13 protein-coding genes are annotated in these 17,939 nt (G+C 55.2%); 3 read left to right on the forward strand and 10 right to left on the reverse strand.

All coding sequences use genetic code 11. The features are described from left to right. Positions 1-10: 10 nt before the first annotated feature. The 3 genes from Poly59_RS04365 to Poly59_RS04375 form a co-directional block, all read right to left on the reverse strand. Positions 11-1,135 (reverse strand): DUF932 domain-containing protein, encoded by a 1,125-nt coding sequence (locus Poly59_RS04365; protein WP_146532796.1) that lies wholly within the window; start codon positions 1,133-1,135, stop codon positions 11-13. A 71-nt stretch (positions 1,136-1,206) separates the two neighbouring features. Further along, the gene (locus Poly59_RS04370) at positions 1,207-2,457 is read right to left on the reverse strand and encodes a DEAD/DEAH box helicase (protein ID WP_246151374.1); all 1,251 of its coding nucleotides are present in this window, start codon (positions 2,455-2,457) and stop codon (positions 1,207-1,209) included. A gap of 131 nt (positions 2,458-2,588) precedes the next feature. Continuing rightward, a complete protein-coding gene (locus Poly59_RS04375; protein WP_146532797.1) occupies positions 2,589-3,509 on the reverse strand; it encodes an efflux RND transporter periplasmic adaptor subunit in 921 nt (306 codons plus the stop codon). A 167-nt stretch (positions 3,510-3,676) separates the two neighbouring features. On the opposite strand from Poly59_RS04375, the gene cutA reads away from it, so the two are divergent. Then, positions 3,677-4,003: a divalent-cation tolerance protein CutA gene (cutA, locus tag Poly59_RS04380; protein ID WP_146532798.1), complete on the forward strand. Its 327-nt coding sequence runs from the start codon at positions 3,677-3,679 to the stop codon at positions 4,001-4,003. On the opposite strand, the gene Poly59_RS04385 is transcribed toward cutA, so the two are convergent. From Poly59_RS04385 to Poly59_RS04395, 3 genes are all read right to left on the reverse strand, one after another. After that, positions 3,984-4,385, reverse strand: a complete 402-nt coding sequence (locus Poly59_RS04385; protein WP_146532799.1) for a diacylglycerol kinase — start codon at positions 4,383-4,385, stop codon at positions 3,984-3,986. The two genes, cutA and Poly59_RS04385, sit on opposite strands and share 20 nt — an antisense overlap. Then, positions 4,382-7,459, reverse strand: a complete 3,078-nt coding sequence (locus Poly59_RS04390) for an LPS-assembly protein LptD (RefSeq protein ID WP_146532800.1) — start codon at positions 7,457-7,459, stop codon at positions 4,382-4,384. Before Poly59_RS04390 ends, Poly59_RS04385 begins: the two co-directional genes overlap by 4 nt. Before the next feature lie 244 nt (positions 7,460-7,703). Beyond that, the gene (locus tag Poly59_RS04395; protein ID WP_146532801.1) at positions 7,704-8,453 is read right to left on the reverse strand and encodes a GDSL-type esterase/lipase family protein; all 750 of its coding nucleotides are present in this window, start codon (positions 8,451-8,453) and stop codon (positions 7,704-7,706) included. Between the two features lie 145 nt (positions 8,454-8,598). On the opposite strand from Poly59_RS04395, the gene Poly59_RS04400 reads away from it, so the two are divergent. Beyond that, positions 8,599-10,374 (forward strand): DUF885 domain-containing protein, encoded by a 1,776-nt coding sequence (locus Poly59_RS04400; RefSeq protein WP_146532802.1) that lies wholly within the window; start codon positions 8,599-8,601, stop codon positions 10,372-10,374. Positions 10,375-10,436: 62 nt separating this feature from the next. Here the strand turns inward: Poly59_RS04400 and Poly59_RS04405 are convergent, their stop codons facing one another. Beyond that, on the reverse strand, positions 10,437-12,092 hold the full coding sequence (locus Poly59_RS04405; RefSeq protein WP_146532803.1) for a sulfatase family protein: 1,656 nt from the start codon (positions 12,090-12,092) through the stop codon (positions 10,437-10,439). Between the two features lie 123 nt (positions 12,093-12,215). On the opposite strand from Poly59_RS04405, the gene Poly59_RS04410 reads away from it, so the two are divergent. Continuing rightward, the gene (locus Poly59_RS04410) at positions 12,216-12,908 is read left to right on the forward strand and encodes a YceH family protein (RefSeq protein WP_146532804.1); all 693 of its coding nucleotides are present in this window, start codon (positions 12,216-12,218) and stop codon (positions 12,906-12,908) included. A gap of 31 nt (positions 12,909-12,939) precedes the next feature. Here the strand turns inward: Poly59_RS04410 and Poly59_RS04415 are convergent, their stop codons facing one another. The 3 genes from Poly59_RS04415 to Poly59_RS04425 form a co-directional block, all read right to left on the reverse strand. After that, a complete protein-coding gene (locus tag Poly59_RS04415; RefSeq protein WP_146532805.1) occupies positions 12,940-16,275 on the reverse strand; it encodes a UTP--glucose-1-phosphate uridylyltransferase in 3,336 nt (1,111 codons plus the stop codon). Further along, positions 16,272-17,144, reverse strand: a complete 873-nt coding sequence (locus Poly59_RS04420; RefSeq protein ID WP_146532806.1) for a sugar phosphate nucleotidyltransferase — start codon at positions 17,142-17,144, stop codon at positions 16,272-16,274. Before Poly59_RS04420 ends, Poly59_RS04415 begins: the two co-directional genes overlap by 4 nt. A 97-nt stretch (positions 17,145-17,241) precedes the next feature. Continuing rightward, entirely contained in the window at positions 17,242-17,934 is a 693-nt protein-coding gene (locus Poly59_RS04425) for a hypothetical protein (protein ID WP_146532807.1), read from the reverse strand. Between the last annotated feature and the right edge of the window lie 5 nt (positions 17,935-17,939).

The raw sequence follows: 17,939 nt of genomic DNA on the forward strand, positions 1-17,939 counted from the left end.
AACGGCTGTCTCAGTTCACACTTTGCCGCACGACTGCTTCGCTATCTTCGATGAAGAAGTCGTCAAAGTCGGCGGACTTCTCGGCCGTTCCTTCTAAGTCGTATTCGTCCGACACGAGGGTCCCGATGTACGCCTGGATCCGGTTGGCCCCGTCGGGCGTCGCGTGGTGCGTGGCGATCTCGCTGGCAAAGTTGATCAAGTCGTACACGCGAGCCTTGCTGGGCAGGATGCGTTGGCGTTTGTCGCTTAACGCTTCGATATTCGACAGCCCGTACAGTTCGCTTAGGTTGCCTGCGATCCCTCGCAAGCGTCCAAGCACACCTTCGCACAAAAGTTGTTTCTCGCGTTTGGCTTTTTCGAGAGTCGTCGCCAGCGTGAGGCATTCGTGGACCGAAGCCCACGAACTTTGGCTTGATTCGAATCGTTGACGCAGGGCGACGTAGCCATCGCCGTTATCGAACGATTCGATCGCACGTGAAATGCAGTGATCCATGTGTTTGCCGACCGGCACGTCGCTGCGAAAGGCACGGGCGTAACCGATCATGCCGTTGCTGCATACCATTCGCATCATCGACAAGAACAACCGAGGGTGCCCGTAACCGTCGATGGGTGTTTCCAAACAGAAACGATCACGAAACTGATCGCCGCCGATTGCGAATTGGCGTGAACCGCCGCGTGGGGCATGCGTGCTGAGGACGAGGCCGTTGTGATAACGCACGTCGGACCCGCCGTATCGCGTGATCAGGTCAACCACTTCATCGTGACGGATGACAGGTTTTTTGGGGCTGGTTACTGCCAACAGATCGCGTTTCGTGCGGCCATCGGTGTCGGTGTGATTGGCGATGCAGAAACGAAACGCCGTGTCAGCGTTGACTTCCTCAATGCGGTTGAAGACTTCGGCAGGCGTGAAGTAGCGAAATACATTTTCGGCGATTCCGAACCGGCTGAAGAACGATCGCCAGAATCGCCGTGTCGCCACAACGGGCTGACCATCGATCCGCAGATCCTTTAGCGACACCTTACCGGCTTCGGTCGGCTGCACTCGATCGACCTGTAAGTCGGCGACCGTGGCGATTCCGTAGCTGAAACGTGGCTTGTCGGTTGCTTTTTCTGTTTCGGTGGTTGTCGTAGTCATGCGAATGGTTCCCTAAATTCGGTGGGTTGGTCGTTTGGACTGGTAGCGTTGTGTTGATGATTCGTTGATGTTCATTCGGCCTGCGATAGCCAAGCCATTCGATTTCGCGAACGGTGCATTGAAATCAGAGGTGGCAACTTCACATCTGCCTTGGCGACTCGGCGGCGCGCCGTCATCGCCATTTGGTCCAAGCGAGCGTTGGCACGGATGCTCCGCCAACCATCCTCGCTCCACAGATATTGTTCCTGAGGCATCGCTGTTCGCATCATCGGATGCTTGGTGAGCCGGCACTGAACGACTTGCTTGTGAGGAACGCGATGCGATGTGCGAAGCACGCGTCCGGCCATTTGAATCGTAGGTCCTTTGCCACTCGGTCGACAAAACACCGTCTTCAATTCGGGACAATCGAAGCCTTCGGTTAGGATCGCCATGTTGATCAACACGTCGAATCGACCAGCGACAAAATCACTGAGTTGCTGTTCCCGATTGCTGGTCGCGGTGACCACGTCTGACCGAATGCCGCGAGCACGAAGCATTGATTCGAGTTCGTTGCACTCGGTTCGGCGGTGAAAGAACACCAGCGATTTTCCCCAGCGGTCGGCGTCGGTGGCTAGCAAGTTGGCGACCGCCGATGGCGTGTAGTCAGGGATGGTGTAGTGGTGATACTGGCTCAGATATCCGTCAGCGATCAGTGCTGCAATGCCTGCGTCGCGAATCACTTGATCAAAGCACAGTTTGATCCGATCGGTGCGATAGGGCGTTGCGGAAAGCCCCAGCGTCCAAGTCGGACGGACCTTGCTGTGCAGGTTCGCCATGCTGGTTGCCGCATCGTGTTGAGCTTCGTCGACGATCAACAAGTCACATGGCGGCGGGTTCTTGTCGAACATGCTGATCAGGTGCATCTTCACCCCAAATCGGCGACGAGCATTTTCAGCTTCGGCTTGCGTCAACAAGTTCCGTCGCATGGCGACCCATCCAACTCGGGCGCCCGTCGTTCGCTGGATGAAAGCAGCTGCGGCCAACCCCATCACGGTTTTACCGCTGCCGGTCGGACTCTCGATCAAGACGCTGGCTGCCGCTGGGCTGGTCCGATCACCTACCTGGAAACGGCCTGCGAACATTCGGATCACCGACGCGATGATTCGGCTTTGATAGGGCCGCGGTTGCAGGCCGCTGGAAGCCCACAGTCCCGCTAGCGTGCCGCTGACTCCGTCGGCCATCGTCTGTATCGGCCGTGGATCAAATGCCGTGGCACTTGTCGACACCGATTGGTCCAAGTTGTTGATCAATCCATCGCTCCCTGGTTCGTGTTTACCAGTCATTTGATGACTGGCACTTGAAGACAGAAAGCAGTGTTGTTGGGCAATGTGACACGTCTGGTCACGGGACTGAAATCAGTCCTGGAAAGTTTTTTTGGCTCGGTGCTCAGGCCTGGACTCGGAGCCGCTGGTTCTCATTGTCCCGAAATTTCGATGCGGCCATGCAGGCCAGCTCGCGCCTTTTTGTCGGTGTTGCCAACCGTTGCCCACAGACGGGCTTCTCCGGTGACCGGATGAAGCTCGGGAGACACATACGTGATTTTTCCAACAAGCGGTTGAGCTGAATCATCCCCATCGCTGCCTTTGGGAAAGAACTTGATCGATCGACCAATTAACTCCGGACCGTGCTGTTGTCCGTCGACAAAGCATTCGACCCGGATCGGGTCAACCGTCACCAAGCGGACCACTGGCTTGCCCGGTTCGACCCATTCGCCCGCCTCGACGGCGACTTCCACGACCTGGCCGGTGACGGGCGCCGCGATGCCATGTTTGTCCAAGCGAGCTTGGACAATTTTGGCTGCGGCTTGCTTTTCGTTGGCCTTAGCGCGAGCAACCGCTAAATCGTGATCCGCTTGTTCGATTGCCAATTCAGACTGATCGACCACCAACTGCAATTTGGCAATTTCGGTTTCACTGATTGCACCGGCAAAGCCACGGTTTGCATCGATGCTCTGTTCGAGCTCGCGAATTCGGACTTCTAAAGTTCGTTTGGCATAGCGAGTGTCGACGTCGTTTGATGCTTCGAGTCGCGCGGCTTCGTAAGAGGCTTGTGCTGCTTCGTATTCTGTTCGAACTTGTTCGTTGTCCAACTGGACCATGCGTTGACCGACCGACACGATGTCACCTTCGGCCACTAACACTTCCGCGACAACGCCAGCAATCGGCGCGGCAATGAACGTGTTTTGAATCAGTGACAACTGAGCGTCGGCAATCATGATTGTTTCCGCTGGTGCGGCGGATGATTGGGCGCGTGCTGATCCAACATTCCCTACAAACAGCGAAATTGCCGCCAAGCACGATGCGGTAGTCCAAGGTGGTGGGAATCGAAAACTCATAAATCAGACTTTGGCGGCAAGCGTATGGAATGAAGGTGTGGTTGCCAATAGACTAAAGCCACACCCGTTTGGAAAGATAGATTTTGAGTGTCAAGATCAATTAGGCCATCCAGAGCGACGCGAAGTACCGCCTGCACTCTGTGACTAAGGTTCAAGGAGTCATAGCAATGGAACAAACTCAATCGCTGGTTTTGGTCATCACAACCGTAGAAACAGCCAGTGATGCGGGCGTTCTTTCCCGCGCCTTGGTCGGCTTGTCCTTGGCTGCGTGTGTCCAGATTGATGGACCGATCACCAGCCACTATCGCTGGGCGGGCGAAGTTCAGCAGTCGTCCGAGTTTCGTTTGATGATCAAGTCGTCGTTGTCGGCTTGGCCGGAACTGCGAGACCAAATCGCCAAACTGCATCCCTATGACGAACCCGAAATCATCATGACATTCATCGATGATTCGAGTGAGGGTTATCGAAACTGGGTCATTGATCAGACGACGTAGCCAGGTCGAAGACGGTATCCCAAAGCGGCGGGCCGATCGCAATCACACCGATGACGGCCGCTGCGATCGCCGCCACCAGGACTGCTGCTGCGGCCGCATCGAGTGCACGTCCGATTTGAACGTCGTGGCTTGGATGGACGACGCGGACCATTTCTTCGATCGCGGTGTTGAGCAGTTCGGAGGATAACACCATGGCGATTGCAACGACAATTGACACCCATCGCCACGGTTCTAGTTCTAGCCAATATCCGATTCCCATCGCTGCCAACGCGACCGGAAGATGAACCCAGAAACTGTTCTGAGTTTTGACTGCGTGGATGAGTCCAGTGACCGCAAAAGCAAACTTTTGGTAACAGCGAATCGTACTCGAAGGCTTGGTCATTCGAGTCCCTCGACGCCCGGAGGCGGAATCAATTGACCGCCCAAACGCCCCAGTTTTGGTCGAGGCCAGAATCGCGGTTCGATCGCAAACCGGAATCCGACGTTGTCACGGCCGGCGTCAACATTCACGCCTAATCTCAACAGCATCGATTCGCCAATCCGAGTCACGCCAAGTGACTGACCCACGTTTCCTGTGGGGCCAAAGTCGTAGGTGGTGCCAGCCGACGCGATCCATTTTTCGTTTAATCGATAGTCCAGCGTGCTACGCAGGACCGTACTGCTGATCGGTCCTTCGATCGACAGCAGTCCGACGTAAATGTCACCAACGCCGGGGCGACTGGTGCGAACACCCCCGCTGATGGATCGCAGTCCCTCATCAAAAAAGTCAAAGTACCCATCGCTCAACAAGGTCACTCGATCACCGACGTGGTAACGCATGTCGTACAGTGTTGGTCCGATCGTTTGCCCAAAGTTGTCTCGATCCGCATCCGGGAAGATCATGGTGTCGACATCAAACTGGAACAGATCCACGATGCGTTCGGCACCCGGTAGACCTCGTTTGGTTTGCCATCGTTGATGCAGTCCGAAGCGAAGTTGTTGTAAGTCGTCGGCAACAACATCGCTGGGACTTGCGATCAAGCCTTGAAAGCCTTGTCGAAACGCGTAGTTGCGAGGATCGAATTGGTCGGGCAGGATGCCGCCGTAGGTGTCTTGAATGAACCGACGTCGGAACTGCTCTTGCGCGTTGTCGTCGAGTGGATCGTAATACGGAACTTCATCAAGGTTTGTGTCGCTGTCGGCGTACAAGTACTCGGCCGTCCATTCCAGTTTGTGGGCCAAGCCACGAACATTCAGCAGGCTACTTTGCACCGATGGGTCCACATTCCACATCGGCAAGCTAAAACGAATGCCGGCTTGTCCGACCAGCCGAGTCAATGAATCGCCATCGACTGCCTCGCCATAATGGGTTGCTTCGCCCATCAGATTGGGCACGATCTTGACTGGACCCAACTGAACCGGCAGAGCGATTCCCTGACGAGTAGTCGCGACGACGCCTTGCGATTGGGTCTCGCCGGGGATAGCCGAATACTGCGCCGCTTCGGCTGCGTCGGTCGGCAAGTCGGCAACGTTCAGTCGCGAATAGCTGACGGCGTTGTGAGCCGAATAGGTAAGCCGATCGCCTAGCAGCGAGCCGCCAAGCAGGTAATGATCTAGCTTCGGAAGGTCTTCGGTTTCGGTATAGAAATCATTGACTTGCGCGTTGGCAGACAGGTCGATCAAGTTGTTGTAATAGTACTTTCGAAACCGCAATGCGGTGCGGTGATCGAGGTCTTGGTCCCATTCGTTCTCGAGATACTGTTCCAAGAAGTTTCGATCGCTGAGGTATCCCAGTTCGGCGATGAATTCATAGTCGTTTGGCAAGTAGTGACGATGTCTCAGCAAAGCTCGGCCGCGCGTGGTGCTTTCGGGCGTTAGATTTCGTCGGTCACTTCCCAGATTGTCGAGGCCAGTGTCGTAAATTCCCCACGCGTCAAACATCCCTTTGGCTGGTCCGGCAACGCCCATCAGTCCAGGCAGCGTGTAGTCGAGCGACGTCCCGATTGCTGGCCCGCGGTCGCTTAAGTAGTCCGTCGATAATTCCCATTCCACACCTTTCGGCACATTGTCGATGCCGAACAATTGGAAGAGGTCAAAGTCTAATTCGACTCGTGTCCCAAAGTTGCTGTCGTTTCCAACGCTTGCACCGGTGATGTAGTAGCCCGGTTGATCAAGACTTGCCGAGAAAGTTGGCCAGTACAAAACGGGAACGCCCGCGACGTAGACAAAATTGTTGTTGCTTTCGATCGTCGGATCGCGAACGGTGCGTTGGATGCCTGTAGCGGGGTCGACCTCCAAACGCTGGCGATCGGTCAATTTCAACTCTTCGCTCTGGATCCAATAACGCGGCACACCGATTCGGCTAGTCGTGACCGCCGCATCGAAGGCGCGGAAGTTTCCACGATTAATCTGTTGCAACACTTTCGACTTTAAGCGGACCACGCCTTGGTAGTTCGGCACCGTCGTGATGGCTTCGGCATCTAGGATCATGCCAACTTCGCGAGCGGCATTGAAGTACATCGATTCGGCATAGATGATTCGTTCGCCTTGGCGGAAAACAATGTCGCCTTCCAGATACATTTCGCCTTCGGAATCCGAGATGTTCGACATTCCGTTCAGCAGGTTTGGCACGTACGGGAACCAACCGACGATCCGATCGGCCGACAGTGAAATCGTACCCAGCTCCATGAACTCGCCGTTGGGCAATCGAGCCGACACGTCGCGAATCAAGACGGTGACGCCGCCACGGAAAACAAATGCACTCTCGTTCGATTCAGGGCGGTTGATGGTTTCAAAGTCCGGTGGCGTCGAAGCGCCTCGCGCAAGGATCTGCATACTGCGGGTGCCGCCACCGACGATGAATTGCATCCCCTTGGTGGTTGCACCGTCCGAGAATGTGATCGGTTCCGATCCAGCCTGCGGTGGCGGTATCAGCGAATCGGTAAACTGGGCCTGTTGGATGGTGGTTGCAACGTTACCGGACGCCCCGCCGTCCGCTTGGGCAACGTCACTGCTTGTCTGATTTGGCAAGTACTGCAGCAAGGAAGGCGGTCGGTTCGGTTTGCCACGGTAAACGGGAGCTTGGATTTGCGGGTCGATCAGCGTTCGGATCGACAGTGAGATCGGATCGTTCGATTTGCCTTCAGGCAGGATCGCACCACCGAGTACCAAGCGACAATTCACGTTTCCAGCGTTGCCGTCAGTCACCAGCAAGATCGACTCGGCTGCGATCCGTCGTCCATCGTGTTGCAGTAAGCAGTCACCTTCGAGCAACGATGCGTCGGCGTCGCCAATTTGCCAACGATAGATTGTATTGCCACTGACCTGGACTGGATCAGGACTGATCAATGGTGAAGTCGGCGCAGTTGCCGGTTCTTCGAAACTGGCAATCGCAACGGACGGATCTTCAGCCGATATCGTCGATCGGCCCAGCTGGATGGCTAGCAGAACAGGAAATATCAGCGCAGCCGCAATCACAGACGATGACGGGTCGCGCCAAAATCTGTAAATGAGCGTTTCAGTCGTGGCTTCCTTGCCGACCAAAAGTGTCGATTCCTTAAGATTCTTCGTGCCGATCAACGGACCGGTGACGGGCGGAGTGTACGAATTAAAAACGCCTGATCACAACTCCGAAAAACACCGGTTTCGCGTGGTATAGGTTGTTTGCGTAAAGCACGGGGGCGTGAAACGCGGCCAGGATCGTGAAACTTTCAATTTGTTTTCAGTGACGCGCCGATTCGGATGCCAGCAGCCGAAACACGTCGTCCAAATCAGACCGGATCAGGTTGGCCCAAATGTCGTATCCCTGGTCGCTTAGGTGCAGATTGTCGTCGGCAAATAATTCAGTCCGTGGTTGGCCGGCCGAATCTAGGAAGTGCTCGGCGGTGTCGATGCAGTAGACCTTAGGTGTCGACAAGGCGATCTCTCTTAGTTGGGCGTTCAGTTCTCGAATCTCTGGCCACTGTTTCCATCGTTTCATCGTTGGCGTGACTTCGATGATCATGACGGGAGCATCGGGTTGATGGCGACGCGAGACATCGATGATATGCCGGACCCACCGGTCCACCTGTTCGACGCTGTGGTCGTCGTCGCTGCCCGCGATGTCGTTGCCCACAAACACCACCATGGCACGATAGTGATGCGGTTGGATTAGGCGATCGGCAAAGACCGCCAAGTCGCTGTATTTGGCACCACCATAGCCCCGGCGGATGACTCGGTAGGGCGACATGTCGACGTCGATTTGGGACCACCGCCGAACGCTGCTGCTGCCAACCATCAGGATCTCGTCTGGACTGTGCGACTCTGACAAGTCGAGGGCTTCGAGTTCTTGAATTGCTTTCTCCCATTTGTCGATCGCTTTGTCGCGGATCTCTGATTCCACCTGGAACGGTGCGGGTGCGACGATCTCTTGAGCAATCGCTGGCAAGGAAAACAACACGCTTGCAACGATGAATCCGACTCGCAATCTCATGCTTTTCTGCTCCGAGGAGGCTTTCGATCGCGTCGCGAACCATCGCGACAACTGTTAAAGACTATGATTGCGATCGTAGCGGGAACAAGTCTTTCGGTTGTTTTCGCCATGACTTCGACTTGCCAAAAATTTGAAGAAAACTGCCGTGCGAATCATCTTTGCCTGTCTGATCTGCTTTTTGATCCCTATCGCCTTCACGTTTGCCCAGGATGCCGCGCCAGCGACGTCGACAGCCGTCGATGCAAAGTTGCGCGAAGTGATGGACGAAGTATGGGATTTCGAATTGAACGAAAACCCAATGCTGGCCACAAATTCAGGTGACCCTCGTGGCCAAGATCGGTTGGCCGATGACAGCATCGATTCGATCAATCGACGCAATGTTGCAAGGAAAGATTTTCTGAAGCGATTGACGGAAATTGAGCCTGCCTCGTTGACCGAGTTTAGCCGCATCGACCAAGAACTGCTGCGACTACGACTGGAGGGGCAAATCGCCGACCATCGTTTTCAAACGCATTTGATGTCGATCAACAATCGCGAAGGTTTTCACGTCGGGTTTCCTGAGCTACCCCACGAAATGAATCCTAAGACGCCGGCCGACTACAAGAACTACATCGCCCGACTTCGTGACTTTAGCCGTTATGCGGATCAGCAAATTGCGTTGCTGCGGATGGGGATCGAAGCCGGTCTGACCCAACCGTCCATCGTGATGCGAGACTCGGTTGATCAAGCGATGTCACACGTCGTGGATGATCCGAACGAATCCTTGTTGATGACGAATCTATCGACCGATAGCCAAACGACGCTCGGGCGAGAGGTTTGGGAACCCATCGCGGATCAGATTCGCGACGCGATCAAAACAAGCGTGATTCCTGGGTATCAACGATTTGCGGATTTCTTGAAAGACGAATATGTGCCGGCTTGTCGCGGATCGTTGGGAGCATCGGCATTGCCGCACGGCAGCGAGTTTTATCGGGATCGGATTCTCCGGTTCACCACCTTGGAACTGACACCCGAGGAGTTGCATCAGACGGGGATCAGCGAGAACGCAAGGATCCGTGGCGAGATGGAAGCGATCGTCAAAGCCGAGAAATTTGATGGCGATCTCGAGGCGTTCGTTCAGTATCTGCGCACCGATCCAAAGTTTTATGCGAAGACACCCGAGGAGTTGTTGAAGGAAGTCGCGATGATCTTGAAGACGGTTGATGGCCGCCTGCCAGAGCTGTTTGGTCGCTTGCCACGGATTCCCTACGGCATCCGCGAAATCCCTGCTTACATCGCGCCGCAAACCACAGCGGCCTATTACTGGCCGCCGTCGACCGACGGAAAACGTGCCGGGTATTACTACGTTAACACGTACAATTTGTCGTCGCGTCCGCTATTTGAATTGGAATCGTTGTCGATGCATGAAGCGGTTCCAGGTCACCACCTGCAACTGGCGCTGCAAGCAGAACTGACGGACTTGCATCCGATCAGCCGCGAGAGCAACTTCACTGCCTTTATCGAAGGTTGGGCGTTGTACAGCGAGCGACTTGGCAAGGAAATCGGCTTTTATCAAGATCCGTACCAAGACTTTGGACGCTTAAGTATGGAGGCATGGCGGGCCAGTCGGTTGGTCGTCGACACGGGGATCCACGCGATGGGATGGTCACGTGAACGAGCGATCGAGTACATGAAAGCAAATACGGCGTTGAGCGAGCATAATATTGTCGCGGAAGTCGATCGCTACATCGGCTGGCCGGGTCAAGCACTGGCCTACAAGACGGGCGAGTTGGCGATCTCGCGATTGCGCCGTTCAGCCGAAGCCCAGTTGGGCGAACGGTTCGACGTTCGCGCGTTTCATGATCGAGTGCTCGAGGCCGGATCGATCCCGTTGCCGTTGTTGGAAACACGTGTTAACGATTGGATTGCAGACCAAAAATAGAACAGCACGGCAGAGTTCCCTCTGCCACCTTGTTGCGGTGCTGCCATGCATCGGCTTTCGCCTTAGCGTTTCGCCTTGACTCGCTTAGTTTTTGGTTTGGGCTTGCTATTCGGGTCGGTGTATGGGGCGTGTTCAAAAATCGGATCGTCGCTGACTCGGGGGTCACCGGTTGATTGCAGATAGTTCATCAGCCGATGATCGAGTCCTAGGACGACGTCAGCTAGTTTTCGATCTTCGGCCAAGTTTGTCATGCAGTGTGGGTCAGCTTTGATGTCGTAAAGCTCTCGGTTCGGCCGAAGGCTGAACGCGTACTCGAACGACTGGGGATCTTGTTCTTTGTGCAACACGATCCATGCCTTTGTCGGGCTGGCGTCCATGTCGCCAAAGGCGGCGAACGTGTTTTCGCGTAGGAGTGTTTCATCGGGCAAGCTGCCCGGCGCGCCAAAACCAGGGCCGGTTCCCATCGGCCAGCGATCCGGCTTGTAGTTGATGATGTACAAGTACTGGTCCGTTCGGATCGCACGTTGAGGGTACGGCATGTTGTCCGTGCGCGCCGCTGCGACGTGACGTTCACGACCGGTGAATACCACATCGCGATCAGGGTCAACTTGCCCCGACTTTTCGCTCTGCAGAATTGGCATCAGCGATCGGGCGATCATCGTTTTCGGAGCGGCAACTTCCGCGGCTTCCAAAAACGTTGGCGCCAAATCGGGAAGCGACACAAAGTCGTCCACCACTCGGCCGTGATTCTTGATACCAGCGGGCCAACGGATCGCTAGGGGAACTTGGGTTCCGAGATCGTACAGATTGCATTTTCCGCGTGACACGCCCGGGATACCATGGTCGCCGCTGACTACCAAAATGGTGTTGTCGTAAGCACCGATGCGTTTGAGTTCTTCGATCAAGACACCCAAGCCTGCATCAAAGGCTTGCACTTCACCAAGGTAGTCAGCAAAGTCTTCGCGAACGGTTTCGACGTCGGGCAAGTAGGCTGGCAACTTGCCTTTCAAATCATCGGGGTCGATGTTCCATAGTTCTTTGCCACTGCCGGCAACCCATTTACGGTGCGTGTTGGTTGGTCCGAACCAATAACAAAATGGTGAGTCGCCATCTAGTTTGGCGTCATCATCGGAATCCAAAAACGAACGCACATTCTTGCGTACCTCGTCGAGTAGCTGTTTCTTGCCCGCTTCGTGATCGGAGTTTTTCATCGCGTTCTGAGAAAACCCATTGAATGCGCGACCGTGCGAATTGAATGCTGTCTTAGCGCCGCCATGCGGTGCATCGGCGGGCGACCCGGGGCTCCATACCTTGTAGGTGTGACCGATTCGGTAACCTTTTTCTTGCAACAGCAGCGGATAGGCGGGAATCGAAAAATCCCAGATCGCACCCTGCAGAATCGATGCTCGTTCGCATCGCCAAAATGGTTGCCCGGATAACAACGAACTGCGGCATGGCGTGCATGATGGAGCACTGACGAATGCGCGATTGAACAGGACGCCTTCGTTGGCGACGGAATCAAAGTTGGGTGTCGAAACGACTTCGTGAATGCTGTCCGGTTCCATTGATGCGTAAACGCTAGCGTACTTGCCCCAATCGTCGGCAAACGCCATCACGATGTTGGGTTTGTCGGCGGCAATCAGGTTCGAACCCGAAGTGACGGCGCAATAAACCGCGACCACGGCCAGGGTCAGTTGGCGAATCGTTTCTGTATTCATTGTGATGGATTTGTTGAGAGAGGCGGCAGGGACGCTGTTTACGATAACGGTTGGGCGGTTGCGTCGCCGTACCCCGGCCTGCGAAAATGGGAATTCGAATCACCGAAACACGGAAGCAATCAAATGAGTGACGAAACAGGCGAAGATAAGAAGACTGCGGGGCCTTTGTCGGCAGGTGCGCGGCGAGTGCTGGGCGTGCTGATCGAGAAAGCCAAGACGACACCGGACAATTATCCGTTGACGTTGGCGTCGTTGATCAGCGGCTGCAACCAAAAATCCAACCGCGATCCCAAGATGGACATGGATGACGAAGATGCACTGTTGGCGCTCGATGAATTGAAAGCCGCTGGCGCCGCACGCGAAGTTCAAGGCAGCGGTCGTGCGGTCAAGTACCGTCACGTGGGCTACGAATGGTTGGACGTCGACGGGCCTGGGTCAGCGGTGATGACGGAGTTGTTGTTGCGTGGCGCCCAGACGCTTGGTGAATTGCGCACGCGAGCTTCGCGGATGCACCCGTTTAGTGATCTGTCCGTCATTCAAACGACGGTCGACGACCTGATCGAGAAAGGATTGGTCGAAGCGATCACGCCAGCGGGACGCGGTCAGATGTTCGCGCACAAACTGTACACACCGCAAGACCGCCAGTACTTGGTCGCTCGCATTGAAAAGCATGCGGCGGCCGAGCAATCAACCGCCACGCTAGCACGCGAGCCGAAATCATCGGGTAATCCCGTCGATGCACTCTTGGCTCGACTTGAAACGGTTAGCGAACGGATCGATGCACTTGAAAAACGAATCGCCGAGCTCGAAAGCTAAGCCGCTCGAACCGCGCGAGCGGCTCGGTTCGCTACCACTGGCAAAGTGAATCAATGTAGTCGGCACTGCCGTCTCGCTTCCACGGATCGAGTTGGGCTTGCGCCTTGAGCTGTTGCCCACGTCGCATTGCCGTCACAAAGAATCGCGTATCGATTTCGGGAAGTGCCGTCATGTCGCCCCAAAGTTTTTCGAACTGCGCGACGGGATAGACGTCTTCTTGAGCGTGCCCCCAACGTTTCTTGACGTCTTTGAGCGTCACGTACGTCGGAAGTCTCATTCCCATCTTACGAACGGCAGCGTCGACTTTTGCCTCGTTAGCCAAGTCTTCGCGAGTCAATTCGAACGACGACAACAGTCTGTCGATTTCAATCCACGTTGTCATCGAGTTGTAGTACGTCAGCGCGAACTCGGTCTTTTCATTCGGCATCGCAAGGCCTTCGACCAATCGAGGCCGGCCGCCGACCAAGGCGAGTCCACCACCGCGATCTTCCAGTCGGCGGCCAATCACTTCGAACGACAGTGTTTGTTTGCCGTCGATGTGCAATCCTAGTAATCCTGGATCAACGCTCGCACCGAGCGTGTCGATGTTGTGAAGAAGCAGGTACTTCAGTTCACTTTGGTCGGCCAGCATTTGTCGCAGGACACCGCTGCGAAGCAGGTTTGGAACTTCGTACCAGTGCCCGACCGGATGGATACATTGGCTTGGGACATTGTCGGTATAGTCATTGCATTGACCCGCCGACGTCGCCCAACCCACAAGTGCTTGCCGGACGCTTTCGCGAACCTTCTGTTGCTGTTCGTCCAGGACCTGCTGCGCGGTTTCTTCCCACAGAAAGCGTAAATCGCGAACTGTCGGAATCATTCGCAAACCCACACTGCGACCGGTTGAAACGTGAACTTCCTTGGGATCAAAACCAAAGTAGTTTTGTCGGGCCAAGTGATCGCGAATCGGTTCGTCGGTCAGATGGCTGGTCGTGAAGACGTGCGGGATTTTTCCGCCATAGGTGGATCGAGTTTTACGGTTCTTTGCTAAGTGAACTTCCAAAAACGTGCGGTGGCGACCGGCAAATCGATTGAACGGGTGTAGTGCTTTACAAACGCCCGCACCCTCGGTCCAGCGACTACCCACGCCTGCGGCTAGTGTGACGACGGCGACTTGCCCATCGCGAATGGCTCGGGCGCCCAAGTCGACGTACTTTTTGTCGATGCCTTCGCGAACATCGGTGACGTGCTGAGGCCCGACGTCGCGGATGGTGGTATTGGACGCCAGTCGGTTTTGCGACAAGCCGATTCGGCCGCTGCGTAGGTCTTCACGAATTTGTTCGTGTTGTTGGCGATCGAAACCCGATGCGGCTAGGACTTGGTTCAGCGACTGAGCCTTGATGTCGTCTGTGCTGCTTTGCGGCAAGACACTGCCGAGCAGCAGTCGTGCGGTTTCGGAATCGGCTGAATCTTGGCACCGCCGGCTGATTTGCTGCAGCTCGATGCGGCGTCCCATCGGCAGGTCTCGCATCGGCGTGCGCAGCAATTGCGGCAACACCAGCGAGTAGTATCGATCCGGCATGACCGCTTGATCGCCGGTCATCAAGTCGGCGAACGAGCCATTGTCGTTGATCGAAAAATCGTAGACCACCGGATCCATTGCAAACGGCAATGATGTTTGCATCTCGCGTTTGGTATCGACCATCGCGACGGACAACCAATCTTGGGCTTCGCTTTTGATCGCGGGATCAAAGATGAATCCCATCCCACCGCCGGCCATCCCGCCGAGCATCCAGAAGCCCCAGAACTTGTCGCCGTATCGATCGCGACACTGCTCGATTAACGAATCCGTAAACCGGTTTGTGGCCCAAGGAATGATGGTCTGCAGCGGACCTTCGAAGTTGCGAGTGGTGACTTCGCCAATGCGTTTGACATCGCCCGTGCGGATCGCGTCAGTGACTTCGTCCAGGATCTTCATCGCTTCGCCGCGACCGACCCACTCGTGCTCGCTGCGCAGCAAATAGTGCTCAGTCACCATCTCTAAAATCGGACCAACGTTTTGGGCCATCCCACCGTGGACTAGCACTAAGCTGTCTTGGATTTTTTGACGTGTTTCCGGCGACGCTTCATCGTCGCCCATCACGTGATGGACCGGCATCAACCGGCCACGGCTGATACCGAATTCCGGATCGCCTTCGCCAGCGGTCGTGCCGCAGATCAGCTTGATGCCTGGCCAAACGCCGCCTGAATCCTGCCATCCGCCGCCGCTGCCGCCGATCCATTCGCCCAAAATTGCACGGGCGGCGACGAGTCGGCGATCGGCTTCGGTCAATTTGCCAGTTAACGACTGAATCTGGCCCGTCGCTCGCATTAAAATCGAAATCAACGAACCGAGCAGATTTGTTGATACTGCTAAACGCGATCCCTTGGGGATGTCGTTGATCTTGCTGACCAGTTCGATACCGCGACCGGGACCGACAATACGCGCCAGCAATTCAGGGATCGTTTGACGACAACCTTCGAGGCCCGGCGGAACGACGCCTGACGCGATGACGGCGGCTTTGAGTAGTCCCAGATAGTCGCGAGCAAAGTCGAACATTTCAGAAATGGATTCGACTTCGGTTGACGCGCCTAAATCGACACTCGTCAAACGAATCACGGGGCGATCAATGACTCGCAGGTACGTTTCAATCGGTGGTTTAGGATGATCGTCGCGACCGCGAACGGCCAAGTCGACCGATACGTTCAGAACGCGGGCCCCTTCGGGAAAGTCCATTCCCAGAAAGAAAATGTCGCTCCACGCCGAATGCGAAAAGTCCATTCGCACCGCGGTCGTTTCTCGCATCAACGGCGATGTTCCCGTTGCCGGATCAATTGCTGTTAGTTCCGGACGGATCCGCAGCGGGTGATCGGCTGGGTGTCCCAAGCGAAACATCCACTGGTTGCCGCGGACACTTCGGACACTGCGGCGGACTTGATCAGCAAGCGTTTGGAAACCAAGTTGGTGATAAGCTTGCGCAAGCGAACTGGCAATCGCATCGCTAGGGCCTTCGACCGCTTGGACTTCCAAGAACGTGTCAATCGCTTCGATGAATCGACGTGACAACAGATGGTCATAGCCGCCGTACGGAATCACACCCGTTTGCTTGGGCGACAACCGAGTCGGCAAGTGGTATCGATAGATCGCCGCCAAGAAGAACAACGCTCGCACACGATGATAGAGGTTCTTTTCGACTCGGCGAAACTGATCGAGTGCGTTGACGTGAGCGAGCAAATCGTCCAACGACGCTCCATCGCATACGGATTCGAGCGATCGGTTGCGAACGTTGTCGTCATCCGACAGGATGATTTCGATTAGCGGGTTCGATTGAGCAGGCGAAATCATGATGCCGACTGGGCCTCCAACCGGTGCGACAACAAATCCACCATTTCGGCCAGGATCTGTTCTTTGTCGATGCCGGAAAGTCCGATCGCTAATTGAGCTTTCAACAATCCGTATTTGATACCCAAGTTATATCGAGAACCATGAATTTCGTAGGCCAAGTATCGTCCACGCGACGGCAGCAAATCGGCCGCATCGGAAAGAGTTGGCTTCTTATCGAACGAACCTGATTGTTTGAAATCAGCGATCAAGCGATCGATCAGCGGCATCACTTCGCTGGTCAGCACGTGCATGCCGAAAAAGCCGAGGTAGTGGCCGACGCGAAGACCGGGCGTCACTAATTCTTGTTCAGCAAACGTTGGCGTTGGTTTTTCTACGACTCGTTCAATCTCGTAAAGTCGTTCGCGCCGCGGCACGTTCGGTCCGCTGACGATTCCAAAGTACGGCAAGTTGTTCTCGCGTGTCGACTGGACCGCAGAAACCGAGCAATCAAACTCGCCGGCGATTTCCACCAACTGTTTCGCGCAGGGGGTCAGGTTTCCGCTGACGTACAAGTGGTCACCGACCAAGTGCAAGAAAGGTTCGTCACCGACGAAGTCTTTGGCTCGCAGAATCGCGTCGGCATAACCGAGTGGTTCGGGCTGCTCGACAAATTTTACGCTTCCCAAATGCGACCCGGCGGCAGACTGGTAGGCAGCGTGATCGCCCGGTTTGATGACCAAGCAGATTTCTTCGACGCCGGCTGCGACGGTCTCTTCGATGATCAGTTGAAGCGCCGTTTTTTCTTCGCCGTGGGCGTCTACCAATTGCTGAAGTGGCAGTCGATTCTGGTTCGGAGCGGCGGCCGTGATGACGGCTTTAAGGACCTGCATTTCATTCACTATCGGGCGAGAAGTGTGGGCGAGCCAATCGCTCGTCCTATAATGTCGCCTAGCATAGTTTATGAAACCCCGTTCGCACGGCGGTGGCTCAAATCTGTCCACCACTGGGCGAAACTATACGCAAATGCCGTTTTAATCGCCAAAACCGCAACATTCCGACCCAGGCAACGGCGGCCACCATCGCCAACGAACTAGCTTCGGGGACGCTGACGACGGTTAACGTGCCCGTCAGGGTGGTTGGAAAGATGGTGTTCGGAATCGATAGCACCTGAGGGCCAAGCACAAATCCGAAGTCAGAATCCGCAGCAAGGTTGATCGCGTATTGGCCAGATGCCAGCAAGTTTGTGTCGATGGTCGTCTGAACCAGAAAAAGCGATGTGTTGCTCGTGATTGGGACTACGGTTACACCGCCCGGGGCCGTCGGACGGGTCAATTGTACGTCCAGTGATTGGGGATCGTCGAGTGCGACAATCGGGGTGTTGGGAAAGTCCGATGAAACGACAACGGAGCTAGCGTCTGCGTGCGTCACGTTTGTGTCTCCCGAAATTCCAAAATTGAATTTTCCCGTACCAACGCCTAGAGTCTGTAACCTCATTTCCGATTGCGATGCGGTCAAATAAATATCCAGCGTCAGGGACTCACCCGCGACCACCGTAAAGTTCGTTAAATCTACGTTGGTTCCTTGGCCGAATTGGAAAAGAAAGTCGGCTCTCGATTCGCTTGCTGATGACCACAGCAAAGGTAACGCGATGGCGATGATGGATAGATGGTGTTTATTCATAGAAC

The sequence above is a fragment of the Rubripirellula reticaptiva genome, assembly GCF_007860175.1.
GTDB lineage: Bacteria > Planctomycetota > Planctomycetia > Pirellulales > Pirellulaceae > Rubripirellula > Rubripirellula reticaptiva.

Bases quoted from the DNA above. Each gene is read 5' to 3' on its own strand.
- cutA (WP_146532798.1), top strand. From the start codon at position 3,677: ATGGAACAAACTCAATCGCTGGTTTTGGTCATCACAACCGTAGAAACA.
- Poly59_RS04415 (WP_146532805.1), bottom strand. From the start codon at position 16,275: ATGATTTCGCCTGCTCAATCGAACCCGCTAATCGAAATCATCCTGTCG.
- Poly59_RS04395 (WP_146532801.1), bottom strand. From the start codon at position 8,453: ATGAGATTGCGAGTCGGATTCATCGTTGCAAGCGTGTTGTTTTCCTTG.
- Poly59_RS04385 (WP_146532799.1), bottom strand. From the start codon at position 4,385: ATGACCAAGCCTTCGAGTACGATTCGCTGTTACCAAAAGTTTGCTTTT.
- Poly59_RS04405 (WP_146532803.1), bottom strand. From the start codon at position 12,092: ATGAATACAGAAACGATTCGCCAACTGACCCTGGCCGTGGTCGCGGTT.
- Poly59_RS04370 (WP_246151374.1), bottom strand. From the start codon at position 2,457: ATGACTGGTAAACACGAACCAGGGAGCGATGGATTGATCAACAACTTG.
- Poly59_RS04420 (WP_146532806.1), bottom strand. From the start codon at position 17,144: ATGCAGGTCCTTAAAGCCGTCATCACGGCCGCCGCTCCGAACCAGAAT.
- Poly59_RS04410 (WP_146532804.1), top strand. From the start codon at position 12,216: ATGAGTGACGAAACAGGCGAAGATAAGAAGACTGCGGGGCCTTTGTCG.
- Poly59_RS04365 (WP_146532796.1), bottom strand. From the start codon at position 1,135: ATGACTACGACAACCACCGAAACAGAAAAAGCAACCGACAAGCCACGT.
- Poly59_RS04375 (WP_146532797.1), bottom strand. From the start codon at position 3,509: ATGAGTTTTCGATTCCCACCACCTTGGACTACCGCATCGTGCTTGGCG.
- Poly59_RS04425 (WP_146532807.1), bottom strand. From the start codon at position 17,934: ATGAATAAACACCATCTATCCATCATCGCCATCGCGTTACCTTTGCTG.